Raw genomic sequence first — 20,630 nt, 5'->3', positions numbered from 1 at the left:
GGTCCGGCCGGCCCACGCTTTGTGCAGGAACGGCACTTTCCCGCAACTGGGCTGCAGGAAAGTGCCGTTCCTGCAACGGCACGGGCCCCGCGGCACGGGCCCCCGCGGCAGGGCCCCCCGCGGCAGGGCCCCCGCCGGGCGACAGGCGTAGCGCGGCGTGCCGGTCCGGGTGCACTGTGATCGCGTGAGCGACGTCGCCGATCGCGAGACCCGCCCGCCGCGGACGTTCTTCGGCCAGCCCCCGATGCTGGCCAGCCTGTTCGGCGTCGAGATGTGGGAGCGCTTCTCGTTCTACGGGATGCAGGGCATCCTGCTGATCTACCTCTACTACTCGACGGCCGAGGGCGGCCTGGGCATCGACCAGGGCGTCGCGGCGGGCATCGTCGGCGCCTACGGCGGCCTCGTCTACCTCTCGACGATCCTCGGCGCGTGGACGGCCGACCGCGTCCTCGGCCCCGAGCGGGTCCTGTTCTACGCGGCGATCATCGTCATGCTCGGCCACATCGCGCTGGCGCTGCTGCCGGGCCTGCTGGGCGTCGGCGTCGGGCTGGTGCTCATCGCCGTCGGCAGTGGTGGGGTCAAGGCGAACGCGACCAGCCTCGTCGGGACGCTCTACGCGCCGGGCGACGACCGGCGCGACGCCGGGTTCTCGCTGTTCTACCTAGGCATCAACCTCGGTGCGCTGGTCGGGCCGCTGCTCACCGGGCTGTTGCAGTCCACGCTCGGCTTCCACTACGGGTTCGGGCTCGCGGCTGTCGGGATGGCGATCGGGCTGATCCAGTACGTGCTGACCCGCAGCCGGCTGCCCGACACGGCGCGGCACGTGCCCTCGCCGCTGGCCCCGCGGGAGCGCAGGATCGCGGTGCTGGCGGCCGTCGGGCTGGCCGTCGTGATCCTCGTGCTCGCCCTGACCGGGGTGCTGCGGGCCGACCGGCTCGTCGGCATCGTCATCGGCGTGACGGCGGTGTCCGCCGTCGCGTACTTCACCCTGCTGCTCACGAGCCGCAAGGTCGGGCCGGTCGAGCGGCACCGCGTCCTCGCGTTCATCCCGCTGTTCATCGCGAGCGCAGCGTTCTGGGCGATCTACCAGCAGCAGTTCACGGTGCTGACGATCTACTCCGACACCCGCCTCGACCGGCATCTCTTCGGCTGGGAGATGCCGGTGTCGTGGGTGCAGTCGATCAACCCGGTGTTCATCATCATTCTGTCCGGCGTCTTCACCGCGATCTGGACGAAGCTCGGCCCGCGCCAGCCGTCGACACCGATCAAGTTCGCGGCAGGCGTCGGCATCGTCGGGATCGGGTTCCTGCTGTTCCTGCCCATGGCCGGCGGCGGGCCGGGGAGCGCGCCGCTGCTCGGCATCGTGGGCATCCTGTTCGTCTTCACGATCGCCGAGCTGCTGCTCTCGCCCGTGGGGCTGTCGGTGTCGACGAAGCTCGCGCCGCCGGCGTACCGGACGCAGATGGTGGCGCTGTTCTTCCTGTCGGTCGCGCTGGGCACCGCGCTGTCCGGGGCGCTGGCCGACTACTACAACGCCGACGACGAGGTCGCCTACTTCGGCATCCTCGGCGCGGTCGCGATCGGCATCGGGCTGCTGCTGCTGGCGGTGACCCCGCTGGTGCGACGCCTCATGGAAGGCGTCCGATGAGGGATACTCGGATGGATGGTGCTGAAGCGGATCTTCGGCGGCCGCGATCCCGACACGCAGCCGTCCGACGACCCGCGCGTGCGCCTCGAACAGGCCGTCGCCCGGCGCGCCGAGGAGTACGCCTCCGCTCGGCTGGGCCTCGCAGAGGTGGCGACGGGGCGACGCCGCATCGAGCTGCTGGTCGACCGGCACCGCGCCGAGATCGGGGAGCTCGACGACGCCGCCCGTGATCAGCTGCGGGCCGGCCGCGAGGACGAGGCCCGGCGGCTGCTGGTGCGCCGGGCCGGGCTCCTCGAACAGGTCGAGAGCCTCACGGCGCACCGCGACCAGATCGCCGCGCAGGTCGAGCAGATGCGCGAGCTGACGGCACGGATGCGCGACGACCTCGACCGCATGCAGGCCGAGAAGGCCACGGTGCTTGCCACCCTGTCGGCCGCCGAGGCGCAGGAGCGGGCGGCGGCCGCGCTCGCCGCCGTTCCCGGAGCCGAGGACGATCCGCGAGCGCTGCTCGCCCAGGCCAGGGACCGTGCGGAGTCGCTGTCGCTGCGCGCCGGGGCCGACGCGGAGGTGGCGACGGCGTCGGCGCGGGGGCGGGAGCCGGGCGTGGGCGACCCGGTCGAGCGGCACCTCGACGAGCTGCGCCGCGGAGGTTGAGCCCGGTCAGCGGCCGGTCGCGAGCCGCTGCCGCACCCGGCTGACGGTGTCCTGCGCCGCGCGGGTCACGGCGTCGAGCTCCTGCAGGTAGGACCAGTAGTCGGGGTGTGTCGCGCCCAGCAGGCCGGGGGCCCGGTCGAGCCGCTCGGCGAGCGCGTCGAGCACCGGGATCTCCGCTGCCGCCCGGGCCCGGTTCGCGACGACGAGCTGCTGGGCGTCCCGCAGCGTGAACCGGGCCTTCGCCAGCCGCGCCGCCGGGTCGGAGCGCACCTCGTCGAGCGTCCGCAGCCGCTCGCCCACGGCGGTGACGAGCCGGTCGGCCGTGTCGAGCGCCGCGCGGGCCGCGTCGACCTCTCGGAGCGCGCGGGCCCAGTCGTCGTCGACGGCCGCGGCGTCGGCGGCCGCGAGCGCCCGGCGGGCCGTGGTGACGGCCGCGGCGACGTCGTCGCCCGCGCGCTCCAGACCGGCCGAGCAGGCCAGGGAGTAGTTGCGGCGCAACGTCGAGAGGGTCGTCGGCAGCGACTGCGCCCGGCCCTCGATGCCCGCGGCGCGGGTCGTGAGCGACCTGATGCGGTTGGGCAGCTCGGTGCGCCGGCGTTCGGCCTGCTGCGCCTGGTCCAGCAGCTCCCTGGCCGCGGCCTCGGTGTCCGCCCACGCCGCGAGCGAGGCCTGCCCGATGCCGGCGTCGGCCGCCGACGCGACCCGGGCGCGCACGGCGGCGACCGCGGCGTCGAGCTTCGGGGTGGACAGGCCGGCCGCCCGGGCCCGGTCGACCGCGGCGACGGCCTCGTCGACCACGGCGACGGCACTGCGCGCGGCCCGGTCGCGGACCTCGGTCGCCGCGGCCGCCCGGGTGAGCGCCTCGCGGTGGCGGTCGGCGTAGCGCTGCGCGGCGGGGGTCGCGCGTTCGAGCGCCTCGCGCGCCGCGGTGAAGTCCCGTGCCGCCGCGGCGAGGGCGGGCTGGACGGCGTCGGGGCTGCGGATCGTCGACTGATGCGCGTCGACGGCGGAGATCCAGTCGACGACGGCACCGAGCGCGGCCCGGCACGCGGTGTCGACGTCGGCGCGGATCGCGGCGGCCTGCCGAGGGTCGAGCGCCACCAGCGCGTCGGCGGCCCGGCGGGCGTGCTGCTCGGCGTCGTCGCAGGCCAGGAAGGCCTCCGCGGCCCGGCGGTAGGCCGCGTCGGCGGCGTCGCGGATCGTCCCGGTGGTGCGTGCTGCCATCCCGTCAGCCCAGCATCAGCAGGACGGCGCCCGCCGTCGAGGCGAGCGCACGCACGTGGTTCCACCGCGTCCACGGTCCGGCGTAGCGCTCCCACGCGGTGCCGAGTCCCGGCCCGTCGGGGTCGGCGGCGTCGAGTGCGTTGTTGAGCGGGACGTTCACCGCAGCCGTGACGACGTAGGCCCCGACGAGCAGCACCAGCGCGCCCACGAGCCGCAGCGGCGTGCCCGTGACGCCCGTGGTCGCCGCGACGACGACCGCGAGCACCGCGGTGCCGCCGAACACCAGGCCGAAGACGGGGTTGAGGATCGCCCGGTTGATCTGCTGCATCGCGGCGGCCGCGGTGGCAGCGGGCAGCCGGGCCAGCCCGGGCATCACGGCCATCGAGAAGGCGACGAACAGCCCGGCGACCAGGCCCGCCCCGATCGCCGCCACGAACGCGACGACGTCGAGCACTCCGCTTCCGACCCACACGCCTCCATCCTGCCCGGACGTCGCCGTCGTGTCATTCGTACCGATCGTCCGCATTTCTCGGCCTACCCGGCGGACCTCGAATTCGCGGCGTAGCGTCCGCTTCGCACATTCGACGTGAGGGGGAATGCCGGAAATGAGTGCGACGTCCGGGAGGTCCGGCCGGGAACGGCTCACCTCGGACCAGCGGAACTCGTTCGTCGCCGCGTTGCTCGGCTGGACGATGGATGCCTTCGACTACTTCATCGTCGTTCTCGTCTACGCCGACGTCGCCAGGGAGTTCCACGTCTCGCTGACGGAGATGGCGTTTCTGACCACGGCGACGCTCGTCATGCGGCCGGTCGGCGCGATCATCTTCGGGCTTTGGGCCGACCGCGCCGGACGACGCGTCCCGCTCCTGGTCGACGTCTGCTTCTATTCGGTCGTCGGATTCCTGTGCGCCTTTGCGCCGAACTTCACGATATTGCTCGTGCTGCGGCTGCTCTACGGCATCGGAATGGGCGGGGAATGGGGGCTGGGCGCTGCACTGGCAATGGAGAAGATTCCCGCGAAACGGCGCGGATTCTTCTCCGGCGTCCTGCAGCAGGGCTACTCGTTGGGGTACCTGCTGGCGTCGCTCGCGTCGCTCGTCGTCGTGACCGGGCTCGGCCTGTCGTGGCGCTGGCTGTTCGCGCTGAGCATCGTTCCGGCACTGGTCAGCCTGTTCATCCGGACGCGGGTCAAGGAGTCGGAGGTCTGGCAGGGGACGCGCGAGCGGATGCGGATGACGCACTCGTCGTTCCGCGACGTCCTCCTCGACCCCGCCGTCCTGCGCCGCTTCGGCTACCTGATCCTGCTGATGACGGCGTTCAACTGGATGAGCCACGGCACGCAGGACCTCTACCCGACGTTCCTCAAGGCCACCGACGACGGCGGCGCGGGGCTGTCCGGCGCGACCGCCACCTGGATCGCCGTCGGCTACACGGTCGGCGCGACGATCGGCGGGATCGTCTTCGGGACGCTGTCCGAGCGCTTCGGCCGGCGCTACACGATCGTCTTCTGTGCGGTCCTCGCCCTGCCGATCGTGCCCCTGTTCGCGCTCTCGCGGACGGCGGGCTGGCTCGCGCTCGGCTCGTTCCTGATCCAGGTGTGCGTGCAGGGCGCGTGGGGCGTCATCCCCGCGCACCTCACCGAGATGTCGCCCGACACGATCCGCGGCTTCTACCCGGGGGTGACCTACCAGCTCGGCAACTGCCTCGCCGCGCTCAACCTGCCGATCCAGCAGAGCCTCGCGGCGTCGCACGGCTATCCGTTCTCGCTGATCGTGACGGTGGTGCCGGTGTTCGTCGCCGTCGCGCTCCTGACGCTCGTCGGCAAGGAGGCAAAGGGCATCGAGTTCGGCGGGCGGCTCGGGACGTCGCGCGCCGGGGCCGCCGCGGTCGACGCCGGGCGCACGGGTGTCTCAGGTTGATCCGTTTCCCGCCACGCGCCGTCCCGGTGCACGAAACTGTGCGGTTCCGGGGGCCGCGGTCCCTGGTCCGACGCGACGCGGCGAAGGCGAGGACGGGCGATGCGTGCGATGCGGGTGTTGCGGCTGGTGGTGCACGCCCCCAGCAGACAGCCGGTGCTGGTGCTGGGCGAGGTCGACGGCGACCGGTGCGTGCCGGTGTTCCTGCGGGGTCCACAGGCCCAGGTCATCTCCCTCGGAGCCCGTGACGAGGAGGTCCAGCCGCCACTGACCCAGGACGTCATCGTCCCGATCGTCGAGGGGCTGGGCAGGCGGATCGAGGGCGTCGAGATCACCGAGCTGTCGGGTGGCACCTTCAGCGCCGACATCGTGTTCGACGCGGGCACCCGAGTCGCGGCCCGGCCCAGCGACGCGCTCTCGATCGCGGTGCGCGACTCGCTGCCGATCGGGATGGCCGAGGACATCCTCGACGACGTCGGCCAGTCGATTGCCGAGCTCTTCCCCGACGGCGGCGACGCGCCGCCCGAGGAGCAGATCAAGGAGTTCCGCGAGTTCATCGACGACGTCACCCCGGACGACTTCAAGGACTGACCGTGAGTGGCGATGGTCGCCAGGGCGACCATCGCCACTCACGACTCCCGGCGGTCGGTACCGGGGTCGGCGAGGAGCATGCGGCACCACAGGTCGGTGAGATGTGCGACGAACCGCTCGGTCGTCCAGCCCCGCTCCTGCACGAGCAGCAGCCAGTACTCGACGGCGTTGGTGCTCCAGATGATGTCGGCGACGGCGTCGTCGTCGAGGTCGGTGCGCAACTCGCCGGTGGCGCGCAGGTCGAGCGCGAGCAGCCGCATGTTCGCGGCGCGCCGCTGCGCGATCTCGGCCCAGAGCGCCGCGCAGGCCGGGTCCTGCACCGCCGCGTCCCGCAGCGCGAGGAAGACCGGGCCGAGGCGCGGGTGGATCGCGCCGACCGCGCCGGCGTAGATCGCGAGCATGTCGGCCGCGTGACCGGCGGCGCGCAGCCGCGCGACGTAGTCGCGCTCCGGGCCGGGCACCACCTCGTCGGTGCCCGAGAGGGCGGTCTCCACCACCTCGCGCAGGATCACCGGCTTGCGTCCGACGGTCGCGTACACGGTGTCGACCGCGACCCCGGCGCCTGCGGCGATGTCGGCCACCGTGGTGCGCCGGAAACCCTTGTCGACGAACAGCCTGCGGGCCGAGGCGAGCACCGCTGCCCGCGTCCGCGCCGCGCCCTCCTCGCGGCGCGGCGCCCGGTACGCCCGCCGGGCCTTGACGTCACCGCTCACGTGGCCGATCCTACAGCTATTCGTCCGAAGTCATTTCGGACCAATATCGCGGGAGGTCGTCATGGTCTACGCCTTCGTGCAGGACGTCCCGATCAACGAGGAGCTCTACCGGCGGATCGTCGAGGAGCTCGGGCCTGAACCGATGGAGGGCTCCCTGCTGCACCTGTGCGTGCGGCGGCCCGACGGGGGCCTGCGCTACATCGACGTGTGGACCGACGAGCAGGCCTGCGCCCGCGCGTTCGACGAACGCATCCACCCCGCGGTCGACCGGGCCTTCGGCGGCTCCCGGCCGGGCGCGGAACCGACGGTCGACCGCCTCGAGGTCATCGACGCGAGCGGCGCCCTCCTACCCCTGTGAGTGGCGGCTCGGGCTCACGCGGCGGCGGGCTCGGGTTCGGGGTCGGGCTCCGGCCCCTCGGTGAACTGCGTGCGGTGCAGGTCGGCGTACCGGCCGCCGGCGGCGAGCAGCTCGTCGTGCGTGCCGCTCTCGACGATCCGCCCCTCCTCGACGACGAGGATCCGGTCGGCCGCGCGGACCGTCGACAGCCGGTGGGCGATGACGATCGCGGTGCGCCCGGCCAGTGCCTCGCCGAGGGCCTCCTGGACCTGGGCCTCCGACGTCGAGTCGAGGTGCGCGGTCGCCTCGTCGAGCACCACGACGCGGGGCCGGGCCAGCAGGAGCCGCGCGATGGTCAGCCGTTGGCGTTCGCCGCCGGAGAGCCGGTAGCCGCGCTCGCCGACGACCGTGTCGAGACCGTCGGGCAGCGCGGCGACGAGCCCCTCGAGCCGGGCCCGGCGCAGCGCCTCCCACACCTGCGTGTCGGTCGCGTCCGGGGCGGCGAGCAACAGGTTGGCCCGGATCGTGTCGTGGAACAGGTGCCCGTCCTGCGTCACGACGCCCACCGTCGCGCGCACCGAGTCCGAGCTCAGCTCCCGGACGTCGACGCCGGCGAGCCGCACCGCACCGGAGTCCACGTCGTAGAGCCGGGGGAGCAGCGAGCCCATCGTCGACTTCCCGGCCCCCGACGAGCCGACGACCGCGATCAGCTGCCCGGGCTCGGCGCGGAACGAGACGTCGTGCAGGACCTCCACCCCGCCGCGGGTGTCGAGCGTCGCGACGTCCTCCAACGACGCCAGCGACACCTTCGACGCCGCCGGGTAGCCGAACCGGACGTGGTCGAACTCGACCGAGACGGGGCCGTCGGGCACCTCGCGGGCGTCGGGTGCGTCGACGATCAGGGGTTGCAGGTCCAGCACCTCGATCACCCGCTCGAAGCTGACCAGGGCGCTCATCACCTCGACCCGCGCGCCGGCCAGCGCCGTCAGCGGGGCGTAGAGGCGGGTCAACAGCATCCCGAGCGAGACGACGGCGCCGGCCTCGAGCGACCCGACCAGCGCCAGCGTCCCGCCGAGGCCGTAGACCAGCGCCAGCGCGAGCGCCGAGACCAGCGTCAGCGCGGTGACGAACACCCACTGCACCATCGCGGTCCGGACGCCGATGTCGCGGACCCGGCGGGCGCGTGCGGCGAACTCGGCCGACTCGTCGGCGGGCCGGCCGAACAGCTTGACCAGCGTGGCGCCGGGCGCGGAGAAGCGCTCGGTCATCTGCGTGGTCATCGCGGCGTTGTGGTCGGCACCCTCGCGCTGGAGCCGGGCGAGCCTGCGGCCCATCCGTCGCGCCGGGAGGACGAACACGGGCAGCAGCACCAGCGCGAGCAGGGTGATCTGCCAGGAGATCTGCAGCATGACGACGAGCGTCAGCGCCAGCGTCACGACGTTGCCGACGACGCCGGACAGCGTGTCGCTGAACGCGCGCTGGGCGCCGAGCACGTCGTTGTTGAGCCGGCTGACGAGTGCGCCGGTCCGGGTACGGGTGAAGAACGCGACCGGCATGCGCTGGACGTGGTCGAACACCGCCGTGCGCAGCTGCAGGATCAGGCCCTCGCCGATCGTCGCCGACAGCTTGCGGGTGACCAGCCCCAGCGCCGCCTCGGCGATCGCGATCGCGGCGATCAGGACCGCCAGGCCGCCGACGACGCCGACGGGTCCGTGGCCGACGATCGTGTCGACGACGCGTCCCGCCAGCAGCGGCGTCGCGACCGCCAGCACCGCGCCGACGATGCTGAGCAGCACGAACAGGGCGAGCCGCCGATGATGGGGGCGGGCGAACTCGGCGATCCGGCGAGCGGTGACGCGGGTCGGGGCGCGGCGGGTTCCGGGATCGGTCGTCGCCGTGCGCAGCGCGGACCAGGTGCTGACGTCCATGGCCGCCGACGATAGGAGCTGTACCTCACTTCAGGTCAACTCCGTCGGGCGGCCGTGCCCGCTCACGGGCCACCCGCCGCGGATTGGCCCTGGTCGAACAGGCCACCGCGAGCGCAGGATCGGACGGTGCCCCGCCCGGATCTCCGCCCGCTCCCCGTCACCACCGCCCCGTTGCGGCGGATCCCGCAGCTCCTCCTCGGGCTCTGCCTCTACGGCACCAGCATGGCGATGCAGGTCCACGCGGCGCTCGGCCTCAACCCCTGGGATGTGCTCCACCAAGGCCTGACGACGCGGATCCCGCTCAGCTTCGGCGTCGTCACCGCGATCACGGGCGGGGTCGTCCTGCTGCTGTGGATCCCGCTGCGGCAGCGGATGGGCGTCGGGACGGTCGCGAACGTCGTCGTCATCGCGTTCTCCGTCGACGTCGCGCTGAGCCTGCTCCCGCAGCCGGTCGGCATCGGGTGGCGGATCGCGATGATGGCGGGCGGCATCGTCCTCAACGGCGTCGCCTCGGCGGCCTACATCGGCGCCCGTCTCGGCCCCGGTCCCCGCGACGGTCTGATGACGGGCCTCGCGGCCCGCACCGGCCGGTCGATCCGCCTGGTGCGCACCGGGATCGAGGTCGTCGTGCTCGGGACGGGCTGGCTGCTCGGCGGCACCGTCGGCGTCGGGACCGTGCTCTACGCCCTCGCGATCGGCCCGCTCACCCAGCTGTTCCTGCCGCTGTTCACCGTCCGCGACCGGCGCGCCGCGGCGCCCGGCACCCCGGCCGTCCCGCCCGACGCGGCGCCGGGAACGCTGGCAGCATGACCGTCACCGGACTCGCTCGTGCCATCGTCTCCGTCGCCGATCTCGACGCGGCCCTGCGCTTCTACCGCGACGTGCTCGGTCTCCCGGTGGTCGCGCCGGCGCCCGACGTCGCGATGCTCGCGCTGCCCGGCGGGACCGACCTGATGCTGCACCAGCGCCCGTCGCGGCCCAGCGACGCCGGGGTGGCGTTGAGCTTCGCGGTCGACGACGTCGACGCCACCGTCGACGCCGCCGTGAGCGCGGGCTGCGGCGTGCTCGACGCCCCGGCCGACCAGCCGTGGGGCGAGCGTCAGGCCGTGCTCACCGACCCGGACGGGCACGTCGTCTGCGTGGTCGCGCGCCCCTGACCGGGCCCTCCGGCGCGCCCGGCCGCGCCCCGACACCCACGAACGGCCCTTTCGCGCAACTCAGTTGCGCGAAAGGGCCGTTCGTTCCGGTGCCGGATGTGCGTCCGGGGTCAGCCGACGGCCTGCTCGGCCCCCAGCGCCTCGTCGGGGACCTCGCGTTCGCGCAGCGGGTTCGGGCGCGGCCTGCGCGGTTCGCGAACGCCCGAGCCGCCCCCGCGTTCGGTCCACAGCCGCACCGGCGATCCGGTCCGGACCCGCGCCCCCGACTCCGGGCTCTGGTCCGACACGACCTTCAGGTCGAGCGCGAGCGCCGCGGGGGGCGGACCGTCGGGATCGGCGGAGACGGCCAGCAGGCCGGTCTCGGCGAGGAGCCGGCGGGCGTCGTCGACCGTCATGCCGATGACGTGCGGCACGGTCACCGTGCTGCCGCGGCGAGCGGCGCGGGCCGCGCGGCTCAGTACGGCGTCGGGCGCGGTCGAGACGTGCGGCCGCTCGTCCGGTACCGCCGGCGCCGGAGGTGGCTCGGTGTCGAGGTCGCGCCACCGCTCCCACGCCGCCTGCCGGCTCACGCCCAGCTTCGTGGCGATCTCCGCCCACGACCGGCCACGCCTGCGGGCGCTGCGCACGGCCTCCAGCTCGGTCTCGTCGAGCAGCCGGCGCACGAGGCCGACGTCGGAGAGCGCGGCGAGCGGATCGTGCTCGCCGTCCTCGTGCGGGACGGGCCCGCCGTCCGGGTACCAGGAGGCGAGCCGCTCCCAAGCGCGCCTGCCCTCCCGCCACGGCCCCCTGTCCTTGCTCATGACCCCTCCGCTCCCGACCCGGCTGTCAGGCCTCCCTGACGCTTTCCGTCAGGCTACCCTGACGCCGCAACCGCACGAGCGGCCCTGTCGCGCCATTGAGTTGCGCGACAGGGCCGCTCGTGCGGGAAGTGGGGCGGGCCGCCCGTGCGGCGGCGGACGGCGTCAGCGGGCCCGGGACCGGGCCCGTCGGACGTACCAGGCGTTCCAGGCGATCAGCAGGGCCATGGCGGCGAGGAACAGCACCTCGCTGAGCCCGACCATCACGCTCACCGGCAGCACGTAGATCAGCGGGACACGGATCAGGGCCTCGGCGAGCAGCCCGACGCCCCAGACCGTCGAGCTGATCCGATGCCCGCGGCGCACGCGCGGGTTGGTCCGGAACTCCTCGGCGAGCCGGGCGCGTCTGCGCGGAGTGAACGACTCCGCGGCGGCGAGCGTCAACGGGCGGGGCCCGAAGGCCGTCGCCAGGAAGGTGAGGCCGACGGCTCCGGTGACGATCGAGTTCTTCAGCAGGAAGAAGTGCTCGTCGCCGCTCACGAAGGCCAGCGCGAGGCTCAGCCCGAACACGACGAGCATGACCGTGGCGAACAGGTTGAGCGAGCGGTGCCGGACCGCCGACACCGCGACGCGCGCCGCCGCGACGAGGGCGGCGACCACCAGCGCGACGTAGTCGCCGACGCCGCACAGGTGCAGGACGTAGTAGGCGGCGACGGGCAGGGCGATATCCAGGCCCAGGCTCCGCAGCATCGGCCCGACGGGCATGTCGGTGCTGGCCGGCCGCTGGTCCGGCTCGGTCACGACGATCTCCTCCGTGGAAGGTCCGGTGGGCATGTCAGTTCCCCTCGATGGAGGCGTCGTCGATCCAGGAACCGTGGAAGCCGGCGGGCACGCCGCGCGGCAGGGTCACGGTCGCGACCGGCGGGGCGGCGACGTCGGTCGCGTCGAGGACCAGCAGGTTCGAGGCGGCGCCGTCGCGGGTCGTGGTGATCGTGAGCAGCCAGCCGTCGTCCTCGGCGCGGCCCGGCGCTGCGGACGGGACGAACACCGCCTCGCCCGCGACGGCTCCGGTGCCCAGCGAGTGCTCGGTGACGGCGCCGGTGCCGAGGTCGATCTTGACGACGCCCGCCGTCCCGCGCTCCTGGGCGACGGCGTAGCGGAAGCGGGAGTCGCGGCCGACGCGGTCGTCGTCGACGGTGGGGAACTCGACGGCGCGGTCGTCGAGCGGGGTCTCGCTCGCCCGTCCGGTGGCGGGGTCGAGGACCCAGCGGTGGTAGCGCGCCGCCCCGGTCGCGGCGGCGTCGGCGGCCAGGCCGGAGGGGTCGGTGCCGAGGTCGTCCCACATGGCGACGGTGTCGGCGGGTGAGTACCGCGCCCCGTCGAGGACGACCTTGCCGGAGGCGTCGGTGTGTGCGTTGCCGACGTGGAAGACGTAGCCGGGGTCGACGTCGAACCAGGTGACGTGGCCCGGCTCGTCGAACGGCATGACGCCGATACGGGCGCCGTAGGACTCGTCGTAGCCGTAGGGCATGCCCTTGGCGAGCCGCTCGAAGGAGAAGGTCATGGGCAGGTCGAGGAAGACCGCGTGCCGGTCGGTGATCGCGAAGTCGTGCATCATCGTCGGCCCCGGGACCTCGATCTCGGCGCTGGTCAGGAGTTCGCCCGCGGCGGAGAGCCGGTGGTAGGTGACGAACGGCGGCATGATGCCGTAGCCGAAGAAGTGCAGCTCACCGGTGACCGGGTCGATCTTGGGGTGCGCGGTCATCGCGGTGGTGAGCCTGCCGTCGAAGTCGCACGGGCCGACCGTCGCCAGCTCGGGCGTGACGACCGTGGGGAAGCTGCTCTCGACGAGGGCCATGATCCGCCCGGCGTGCTCGACGACGTGGGTGTTGGCGACGCCGACGCTGCGGTCGAAGGTGCCGTCGGGGCCCACCATCGTCGCGCCGTCGAGTGCCTTCGTCCGGACCCAGCGGTTGCGATACCACTCGGCCCGGCCCTCGCGGAGCCGGACGCCGTGCAGCATGCCGTGGCCGGTGAACCAGTGCCGCGCGGGCTCGCCGGGACGCGGGTTGGGGCCGTTGCGGAAGTAGCGGCCGGTGAGCTCGGGCGGGAGCGCGCCCTCGACGGGCAGGTCGTACGCGTCGATCTCGTCCGGGACGGGGGCCAGGTAGCCCTCCAGGGTCACGCCGGGTGTCGTCGTGGTCTCGCTCATGGTGGCCTCCTCGGTCGGCTCACTCGGTGCTGCCGACGACCCTGCACCTGTCGGAAATGACATGTCAAGAGATTAGATGAAAATCTCGACATGTCAGTGTCGACATGTATGGTGGCGGCATGTCGCTGACGCACGCGCTGCTGGGGTTGCTGGCCACGCGCCCGCAGTCCGGCTACGAGCTGACCAAGGCGTTCGAGGGCGACCTCGGCCGGTACGCATGGCAGGCCGGCCACACGAGCATCTACCCCGAGCTGGCCAAGCTCGCCGAGCGCGGGCTGGTCGAGGTCACGGCCGAGGGCGCGCGCGGCAGCAAGACCTACGACGTCACCGACGCCGGGCGCGCCGAGCTGCGGGACTGGCTGATGTCGCCGCCGTCGCGGCAGGCCAAGGTGCGCAACGAGCAGGTCCTGCGGATGTTCCTGCTCTCCGCGCTCGACCGCGACGACGCCGTGACGCTCCTGCGCCGCATCGCCGCGTCGACCGCCGAGCAGGCCGACGTGCTGCGCGCGATCCGGGAGGAGGCGGGCGACGTCGTCCCGGGGCCCGCGGGGTTCGGCCAGCTCGCCGCGGAGTACGGGCTGCGCCAGTACGAGACCGTCAGCTCCTGGGCGCTCTGGGCCATCGAGCAGCTGCAGACACCCGCCCGGACCTGACGGGCGTCAGTCCGCGAACCACGATCCGTGGAACCCGGCGGGCACACCGCGGGGCAGCACCACCGACGCGACCGGCGGCCCGGCGACGTCGGTCGCGTCCAGCACGAGCAGCCGTGACGCACGGCCGTCGCGGGTGGTGGTGATCGAGAGCAGCCAGCCGTCGTCATCGGTTCCTCCGGTGTCGGTGCCCCCTCTGTCCGGACTACTCGGAACCGCCGACCGTGTCCGTTACTCCCGGGCCGTCACCGCGGCCGCCCCGGCCACCCCGATGTCGTCGACCGCGGGCTGCGCGTGCTCGGTCGAGGCCGGGGCCGAGGCGGGGACCGGCTCGGGCTCGTCGCCGGCGTCGGGCAGCGACCACGGCCGTACGACCGCCGCGAGCACCGTCAGCGCGACGACCATGCCGCCCGCGACGACCGTGGCCATCGCGAGCGCGTCGTTGCCCAGCGCGCCGACCAGCGGCGACACCGCCGCACCGACACCGAACTGGACGGCGCCGAGCAGCGCGGCCGCCGTGCCCGCGGCCTCGCCGTGCTGGGCGAGCGCGACGGCGGGCGCGTTGGGCAGCATCACGCCGGCCGCGGCGAGCACCGCCCACATCGGGACCAGCAGCCCGACGAGCCCACCCGCGCCGGTCGCCGCGGCGCCGATCAGCACCAGGCCCGCCAGCGTCCCGGCGACCGCGCCCGCGCTGAGGATCTGGCGAGGGCTGAAGCGACGCAGCAGGACCGGGTTGAACTGGGTGCCCGCGATCAGCCAGACGGCGCCCGCGCCGAACACCAGCCCGAAGATCTGTTGGTCGAGCCCGAACTGCTCCTGGTAGACGAACGACGCCCCGGACACGTAGCCGAACAGCGCGGCCATCGTGAACCCGGCGACGAGCACCAGCCCGACGAACACCCGGTCGCGCAGCAGCGAGCCGTAGGTGCGGAAGGTCGCGCCGATGCGGGCGCTGCGCCGGTGCGACGGCGGCAGCGTCTCCGGCAGGGCCCGCCAGGTCGCCGGCAGCAGCACCAGGGCGTACGCCGCGAGCACGACGAACACGCCACGCCAGTCGGTGACCCGCAGGACCAGGCCGCCGATCGTCGGCGCCAGCACCGGCGCCGCACCCATGACGAGCATCAGCCGGGAGAAGAGGTTGGCCGCGTCGCGGCCGGAGTACAGGTCGCGGACGATCGCCATCGCGACGACGGCGCCCGCGGCGGTCCCGATGCCCTGCAACACCCGCAGAACGCCCAGGACCTCGATGTTCGGGGCGACGAGCACCAGCAGCGACGCAGCCAGGTGCAGCAGTGCACCGGCGAACAACGGCCGGCGGCGGCCGACGGCGTCGGACAGCGGGCCGATGACGAGCTGGCCCAGCGCGAGCCCGGCCAGCGTGCCGGTCAAGGTCAGCTGGACGAGGGACTCCGACGCCGCCAGCTCGTTGCTGATCTGCGGCAGCGCCGGGAGGTACATGTCGATGGTGAGCGGACCCAGGGCGACGAAGGCGCCGAGCAACAGCGCGAGGCGCAACCGTCCCGGCACGGAGGTTCGGGAGGAGTCGGTCACGAACGGGTGCAACACCACGGAACGATCAGAGGTTCCCGAAGCGCCCGAATGCCGCTGTGAGCCGCAGCACGTCGGCAGCCGGTGATCGTCAATAGGGTGGGCGGCATGGTCGAGGAGATCCGGACGTCCGACGGTCTGCGCCTCGCCGTGCGCGAGCACGGCGACCCGGCGGGGCCGACGGTCGTCGCCGTGCACGGCTACCCCGACGATCGGCACGTGTGGGACGGCGTCGTCGACGACCTCGCCGCGGACCACCACGTCGTGACCTACGACATGCGGGGTGCCGGGGAGTCCGACGCGCCGCGCCGCCGCGACGCCTACCGGGTCGACCGGCTCGCTGCCGACCTCGCCGCGGTCATCGACGCCGTCAGCCCCGACGCGCCCGTGCACCTGCTGGCGCACGACTGGGGCTCGGTGCAGTCGTGGCACCTCGTCACCGACCCGGACTTCCGCGAGCGGTTGGCCTCCTTCACCTCGATCTCGGGGCCGTGCCTCGACCACATCGGACGCTGGTTCCGTACCGCGTCGGCGCGCGAGCGGCGCAGGCAGGCCCGGAAGTCCTGGTACATCTCGTTCTTCCGGCTGCCGGTCCTGCCCGTCCTGGCCTGGCGCAGCGGGATCTTCGGGGCGGCGCTGGCCCGTCGCGAGGGGGTCGCGCGGCCGTCGGTCCGGACCGCGGTCAACGGGCTGGAGCTCTACCGCGCCAACATCGGCGACCGGGTGCGCTCGCCCCAGCGACGGGTGACCCGGGTGCCGGTGCAGGTGATCGCACCGCGCGGCGACGCCTACGTCGGGCCGTCGCTGGCCCGGTCGGCCGAGGGCTTCGCCGACCGGCTGTGGGTGCGCGAGGTGCCCGGCCGGCACTGGCTGCCGCTGACCCGCCCGGACGTCGTCGCCCGGGCGGTGCGGGAGATCGAGGCCCACGTCGCGGGCGGCCCGGAGCCGGTCCGTGCGCGGCAGGTCGTCGTCGTGACCGGGGCGGGGAGCGGGATCGGGCGGGAGACGGCGAAGGCGTTCGCGGCGAAGGGCGCGTTCGTCGTGGGCGCCGACGTCGACCTCGCCGCCGCGTCGGAGACCGCGGTCGCGACGGGCGGCGCCGCGTACGAGGTCGACGTCGCGGACGCCCGCGCCGTGGAGAAGTTCGCCGCCGAGGTCGCCCAGGAGCACGGGGTGCCCGACGTCGTCGTCAACAACGCCGGCATCGGGATGGCCGGTCCGTTCACCGCCACGACCGAGGAGGAGTGGCGGCGGATCGTCGACGTCAACCTGTGGGGTGTCGTGCACGGCTGCCGCGCGTTCGTGCCGCGGATGCGCGAGCGCGGCGAGGGCGGGCACGTCGTCAACGTGGCGTCGGCGGCGGCGTTCCTGCCGCACCGCTCGATGAGCGCCTACGCGACGACGAAGGCCGCGGTACTGGCGCTGTCGCAGAGCCTGCGCGCCGAGCTGGCCGACGAGGGCATCGGCGTGACGGCGCTGTGCCCGGGATTCGTGCACACGGGCATCACCGCGACGGCCCGCTTCGCCGGCCAGGACCCGGAGACCGAGCAGCGCAGCCGGGACGCGGCGACCGCGGCGTACCGCCGGCGCGGCTACACCCCCGACCGGGTCGCGCGGAAGCTGCTGCGCGCCGTCGAGAAGGACCTGGCTGTCGCGCCCGTCACCGCGGAGGCCCACATGGGCCTGCTGGCGTCGCGTCTCACGCCCCGCCTCGTGCGGGCCGTGGCGCGTCGCGGCTAGTGCCTCGTCAGGCAACGTTCGGTAGGTAATCGGGCCTGCGGATCCTGGACTCGGGAGCGAAGCGCTTCTTGGGTCGGGCGTGGCGGTTGGCCCAGCGGACGTAGCCGGCGATGGCGGCTTCCTGGGCGGTGTGGGAGGGGTAGTCGCTGCCGTCGAGGGTGAAGTAGCGCAGGGCGGTGAACTCGCTCTCGATCCAGTTCAGCCACGAGGCGTAGGTCGGGGTGAACACGAGCTCGACGTCGTGGTCGTTGCACCAGTCGGCGACTTCGGCCTTGCGGTGTGGGGAGAAGTTGTCGCAGATGATGTGCAGTCGCCCGCGGGGGAACCGGGTGCGGAGCTGGCGAAGGAACGCGAGGAACTCCTGCCAGCGTTTGCGGTCGCGCAGCCGGTAGAACAGCTGCCCGGAGGCCAGGTCGAGTCCGGCGAGCATGTGCCGGACCCCGCCGTAGCGGTTGTAGGTTGCGCGCAGCCGGGCCGGGCCTCGGGTGGGGAACCAGCCACGCCCGGGGCGGGGTTGCAGGTTCAGCGGCCCGAACTCGTCCACGCAGATCACCCTGGCGCCGCTGGTCAGTTGCCCGGCGGCGGAGCGGTCGTAGAGGTCGAGGATCCGGGCCATCTTCTGCGCGAACTGTGGATCGTTGCTGGCCTTCCAGGTCTTCGTGGCCTGCCAGCGCACCCCGGCGGCGCGCAGGACACGTCGGACGGTGTCGGTGCTGATCTCGACCCGGTGCCGCTCGCGCAGATGCTCGACCAGCTTGGACAGGCTCCATGTGGTGAACGGGAGTCCGACCTGCTGTGGAGGGGTCCGGGCGACCCGGCAGATCAACTCGCGGGTGTGGGGGCCGAACTTAGGAGGTCGGCCCCCGCTCCATTTTGGGTCCAGAGCCGCGAACCCCTTGTCGTTGAACGCGTGGATCACCTCCCGCGCGTACTGCGGGGTCGCGGCGAACATCGCTGCGGCCTCGGTTGCGGTGCGGCCTTGGACCGAGGCGAGCACGATCCCTGCCCGGCGCAGCCGGACCCGGTCCCGCGCGGTGCGGGTGATCTTTACCAGTCGTTGCGCCTCGGCCGGATCCAGATCCCGCACGAACACCTCAGGCTGCCGTGCCATCGCCCACCTCCGACGACAGCCTCTCAGCCGATCACCGCAGCCGGGTTACAACGCCAACGTTCTCGATCGAGGCACTAGTGTCGGTGACCATGCTGGTCGAGCGTATGACGCCCTTCACCTCGACGATCTTCGCCGAGATCACCCAGCTCGCGGTCGACACCGGTGCCATCAACCTCGGCCAGGGCTTCCCCGACACCGACGGCCCCGCGAGCCTGCTGGCCGACGCGGCGGCGAACATCACCGGCGGGATCAACCAGTACCCGCCCGGGCCCGGCGTCCCCGCGCTGCGCGAGGCCGTCGCGGCCCACCAGCAGCGCTTCTACGGCCTCGAGGTCGACCCGGCCGACGTGCTCGTGACCGTCGGCGCCACCGAGGCGATCGCGTCGGCGGTCCTGTCGCTGTGCTCGGCGGGCGACGAGGTCATCGCGTTCGAGCCGTACTACGACTCGTACCCGGCGATGACCGCGCTCTCCGGGGCGACGTTGCGGACGGTCCCGCTGCGCGCCCCCGACTTCAGCTTCGACCCCGACGAGCTGCGCGCCACCTTCTCCGCGCGCACGCGGATGGTCCTGCTCAACTCCCCGCACAACCCGACGGGTGCGGTGTTCGACCGCGAGCAGCTGCAGCTGATCGCCGACCTCGCCACCGAGCACGACGCGATCGTCGTGGCCGACGAGGTCTACGAGCACATGACCTTCGACGTGCCGCACATCCCGATCGCGACCCTGCCCGGGATGGCCGAGCGGACGCTGACGATCTCGTCGGCGGGCAAGACGTTCTCGGTGACGGGCTGGAAGATCGGCTGGATCCACGGCCCGTCGGAGCTGGTCGCGGCCACCCGCGCGGTCAAGCAGTTCCTCAGCTACACCGCGGGCGCGCCGCTGCAGCCCGCCGTGGCCGCCGCGCTCGGGCTCCCCGACGAGTTCTACGCCGGGATCGCGACGTCGCTGCGCGGCAAGCGCGAACTGCTGTCCGCGGGCCTGCGCGAGGCGGGCTTCACCGTCTACCAGCCGCGCGGGACGTACTTCGTCGTCGTCGACGGGCGCCCGCTCGGGTTCGAGGACGGCTACAAGCTCGCCTACGACCTGCCGACGCTCTGCGGTGTCGCGGCCGTGCCCGTCTCGGTGTTCGCGTCGTCCCCCGAGGGTGTCGAGGCGACGCGGCCGCTGGTGCGCTTCGCCTTCTGCAAGCGCGACGAGGTGCTCACCGAGGCCGTCGGCCGCCTGGCGGGCCTGCGGTGACGATGTCGGGGCGCTGACGTGCGGATCCTCGTCGTCGCGGCACCGCTCGTCGGGCACCTGATGCCCATGCTGCCGCTGGCGCACGCGCTCGCCGACGACGGCCACGAGGTCGTGATCGCGAGCGGGGGCGACGCCGCGCGCCGCGACACGGGAGGAATCGGGGTCGTCGACGTCGCGCAGGACGTCTCGTTCGCCCGCTGCGCCGCCCGCACGATGCTCGCCCATCCGCGGCTGGCCCGCCGGGAGCTGGCGGGGCGGGCGGGGACGAGCGTCGTCGGGCCGCTGTTCGGGGCGGTCAACGAGGGACTGGCCGACGCCGTCGTCGCGGTCGCGGGCCGGTTCGGCGCCGAGGTGATCGTGTACGAGCCGCTGGCCCCCGCGGGCGCCCTCGCCGCGTCCCGGCTGGAGATCCCCGCGGTGCTGCAGGAGAACTCGCTCCACGACGGTCCGTCGCTGGTCGAGGCCGTCGTCCGGAGCCCGCTGTTCCGGCGGGCGCTGCGCCGCCACGGTCTGCTCGACGAGCTGCCCCCGCCCGCGGCGACGGTGACGATCGCGCCGCGCAGCGTCGTCGGGGACCGGGCCGGGCGGCCGATGCGCGCCGTGCCCGACGACGGCGCGGGCCTGCCCGACTGGCTCACCGAACCGACTGCCCGGCCCAGGATCCTGGTGAGCCGGTCGACCGTGGCGGGCCCGGGCGGCGGGGACCCGATGCCGCGTGTCGTCGCCGCGGCCGCGGACGTCGACGCCGAGATCGTGCTGGTCCGCCCGTCCAGCCGGACGAGTCGCCGGACGTTGCCGCCCAACGTGCGCGCCGTCGGCTGGATCCCGATGTCGGCCGCCCTTCGGCACGCCGCCGCCGTCGTGCACCACGGCGGCTCGGGGACGGTGCTGACCGCGCTCGCGGCCGGGACCCCGCAGCTCGTCGTGACCGGGCCGGGGGATCGCCGGTACAACGCCGGGCTCGTCGCGCGGCGCGGCGCGGGCCTGGCCGTCGAGCCCTCGGGACTGACGGCCGCCGCCCTGACCCGGCTCGTCGACGACCCGGACCTGCGCTCCGCCTCGGCCGCGGTCCGCGACGAGATCGCCGCGATGCCCGACCCGTCCGACGTCGTGATGGCGGTAAATCGACTGTGAGTGGCGATGGTCGCTCTGGCGACCAT

At 73.5% G+C, this 20,630-nt stretch carries 20 protein-coding genes and 1 pseudogene; 11 read left to right on the top strand and 10 right to left on the bottom strand.

The window, feature by feature from the left end; genetic code table 11:
- Positions 1–184 precede the first annotated feature (184 nt).
- Both PSED_RS31110 and PSED_RS31105 read left to right on the top strand, forming a co-directional pair.
- Positions 185–1,648: a peptide MFS transporter gene (locus PSED_RS31110; RefSeq protein WP_041760165.1), complete on the top strand. Its 1,464-nt coding sequence runs from the start codon at positions 185–187 to the stop codon at positions 1,646–1,648.
- A 15-nt stretch (positions 1,649–1,663) separates the two neighbouring features.
- On the top strand, positions 1,664–2,302 hold the full coding sequence (locus PSED_RS31105) for a PspA/IM30 family protein (RefSeq protein ID WP_013678189.1): 639 nt from the start codon (positions 1,664–1,666) through the stop codon (positions 2,300–2,302).
- 6 nt (positions 2,303–2,308) lie between these two features.
- Here PSED_RS31105 and PSED_RS31100 read toward each other — a convergent pair whose 3' ends face one another.
- Together PSED_RS31100 and PSED_RS31095 are read right to left on the bottom strand one after the other, a co-directional pair.
- A complete protein-coding gene (locus PSED_RS31100) occupies positions 2,309–3,526 on the bottom strand; it encodes a hypothetical protein (protein WP_013678188.1) in 1,218 nt (405 codons plus the stop codon).
- Between the two features lie 4 nt (positions 3,527–3,530).
- A complete protein-coding gene (locus tag PSED_RS31095) occupies positions 3,531–3,998 on the bottom strand; it encodes an anthrone oxygenase family protein (protein ID WP_013678187.1) in 468 nt (155 codons plus the stop codon).
- 133 nt (positions 3,999–4,131) lie between these two features.
- Between PSED_RS31095 and PSED_RS31090 the strand changes: the two genes are divergently transcribed.
- Together PSED_RS31090 and PSED_RS31085 are read left to right on the top strand one after the other, a co-directional pair.
- The gene (locus tag PSED_RS31090; protein WP_013678186.1) at positions 4,132–5,445 is read left to right on the top strand and encodes an MFS transporter; all 1,314 of its coding nucleotides are present in this window, start codon (positions 4,132–4,134) and stop codon (positions 5,443–5,445) included.
- 99 nt (positions 5,446–5,544) lie between these two features.
- Positions 5,545–6,033: a bifunctional nuclease family protein gene (locus PSED_RS31085; RefSeq protein ID WP_013678185.1), complete on the top strand. Its 489-nt coding sequence runs from the start codon at positions 5,545–5,547 to the stop codon at positions 6,031–6,033.
- 38 nt (positions 6,034–6,071) lie between these two features.
- On the opposite strand, the gene PSED_RS31080 is transcribed toward PSED_RS31085, so the two are convergent.
- Entirely contained in the window at positions 6,072–6,746 is a 675-nt protein-coding gene (locus tag PSED_RS31080; protein ID WP_013678184.1) for a TetR/AcrR family transcriptional regulator, read from the bottom strand.
- A gap of 61 nt (positions 6,747–6,807) precedes the next feature.
- Here PSED_RS31080 and PSED_RS31075 point away from each other — a divergent pair, with 61 nt between their 5' ends.
- Positions 6,808–7,104, top strand: a complete 297-nt coding sequence (locus PSED_RS31075) for a hypothetical protein (protein ID WP_013678183.1) — start codon at positions 6,808–6,810, stop codon at positions 7,102–7,104.
- A gap of 14 nt (positions 7,105–7,118) precedes the next feature.
- Here PSED_RS31075 and PSED_RS31070 read toward each other — a convergent pair whose 3' ends face one another.
- Positions 7,119–9,011, bottom strand: a complete 1,893-nt coding sequence (locus PSED_RS31070) for an ABC transporter ATP-binding protein (RefSeq protein ID WP_013678182.1) — start codon at positions 9,009–9,011, stop codon at positions 7,119–7,121.
- A 126-nt stretch (positions 9,012–9,137) separates the two neighbouring features.
- Between PSED_RS31070 and yczE the strand changes: the two genes are divergently transcribed.
- A complete protein-coding gene (gene yczE / locus PSED_RS31065; protein WP_013678181.1) occupies positions 9,138–9,821 on the top strand; it encodes a membrane protein YczE in 684 nt (227 codons plus the stop codon).
- A complete protein-coding gene (locus tag PSED_RS31060) occupies positions 9,818–10,168 on the top strand; it encodes a VOC family protein (RefSeq protein WP_013678180.1) in 351 nt (116 codons plus the stop codon). The genes yczE and PSED_RS31060 overlap by 4 nt, the downstream gene beginning before the upstream one ends.
- Before the next feature lie 110 nt (positions 10,169–10,278).
- Here PSED_RS31060 and PSED_RS31055 read toward each other — a convergent pair whose 3' ends face one another.
- From PSED_RS31055 to PSED_RS31045, 3 genes are all read right to left on the bottom strand, one after another.
- Positions 10,279–10,968: a PASTA domain-containing protein gene (locus tag PSED_RS31055; RefSeq protein WP_013678179.1), complete on the bottom strand. Its 690-nt coding sequence runs from the start codon at positions 10,966–10,968 to the stop codon at positions 10,279–10,281.
- A 162-nt stretch (positions 10,969–11,130) separates the two neighbouring features.
- A complete protein-coding gene (locus tag PSED_RS31050) occupies positions 11,131–11,766 on the bottom strand; it encodes a VC0807 family protein (protein WP_049803794.1) in 636 nt (211 codons plus the stop codon).
- 34 nt (positions 11,767–11,800) lie between these two features.
- Positions 11,801–13,177 carry a carotenoid oxygenase family protein gene (locus tag PSED_RS31045; protein ID WP_013678177.1) on the bottom strand — a complete coding sequence of 459 codons (1,377 nt, stop codon included), beginning with the start codon at positions 13,175–13,177 and terminating at the stop codon, positions 11,801–11,803.
- Positions 13,178–13,296: 119 nt separating this feature from the next.
- On the opposite strand from PSED_RS31045, the gene PSED_RS31040 reads away from it, so the two are divergent.
- Positions 13,297–13,830 carry a PadR family transcriptional regulator gene (locus PSED_RS31040; protein WP_013678176.1) on the top strand — a complete coding sequence of 178 codons (534 nt, stop codon included), beginning with the start codon at positions 13,297–13,299 and terminating at the stop codon, positions 13,828–13,830.
- A 6-nt stretch (positions 13,831–13,836) separates the two neighbouring features.
- Here PSED_RS31040 and PSED_RS31035 read toward each other — a convergent pair.
- Positions 13,837–13,995, bottom strand: a pseudogene (locus PSED_RS31035) (carotenoid oxygenase family protein); the annotation flags it as partial.
- 63 nt (positions 13,996–14,058) lie between these two features.
- Positions 14,059–15,396 carry a multidrug effflux MFS transporter gene (locus tag PSED_RS31030; RefSeq protein WP_233899213.1) on the bottom strand — a complete coding sequence of 446 codons (1,338 nt, stop codon included), beginning with the start codon at positions 15,394–15,396 and terminating at the stop codon, positions 14,059–14,061.
- A gap of 90 nt (positions 15,397–15,486) precedes the next feature.
- Between PSED_RS31030 and PSED_RS31025 the strand changes: the two genes are divergently transcribed.
- Positions 15,487–17,118: an SDR family oxidoreductase gene (locus PSED_RS31025; protein ID WP_013678174.1), complete on the top strand. Its 1,632-nt coding sequence runs from the start codon at positions 15,487–15,489 to the stop codon at positions 17,116–17,118.
- A 7-nt stretch (positions 17,119–17,125) separates the two neighbouring features.
- On the opposite strand, the gene PSED_RS31020 is transcribed toward PSED_RS31025, so the two are convergent.
- Complete coding sequence (locus PSED_RS31020; RefSeq protein WP_013673569.1) at positions 17,126–18,229, bottom strand: IS630 family transposase; 1,104 nt, start codon at positions 18,227–18,229, stop codon at positions 17,126–17,128.
- 77 nt (positions 18,230–18,306) lie between these two features.
- On the opposite strand from PSED_RS31020, the gene PSED_RS31015 reads away from it, so the two are divergent.
- Both PSED_RS31015 and PSED_RS31010 read left to right on the top strand, forming a co-directional pair.
- Positions 18,307–19,470 (top strand): pyridoxal phosphate-dependent aminotransferase, encoded by a 1,164-nt coding sequence (locus tag PSED_RS31015; protein WP_013678173.1) that lies wholly within the window; start codon positions 18,307–18,309, stop codon positions 19,468–19,470.
- Positions 19,471–19,488: 18 nt separating this feature from the next.
- A complete protein-coding gene (locus tag PSED_RS31010) occupies positions 19,489–20,604 on the top strand; it encodes a glycosyltransferase (RefSeq protein ID WP_013678172.1) in 1,116 nt (371 codons plus the stop codon).
- The last annotated feature ends 26 nt before the right edge of the window (positions 20,605–20,630 follow it).

It is taken from the genome of Pseudonocardia benzenivorans CB1190, from assembly GCF_000196675.2.
GTDB lineage: Bacteria > Actinomycetota > Actinomycetes > Mycobacteriales > Pseudonocardiaceae > Pseudonocardia > Pseudonocardia benzenivorans.
The sequence above is the reverse complement of the archived record's forward strand: the minus strand, read 5'-3'. Positions and strand labels throughout refer to the sequence as shown.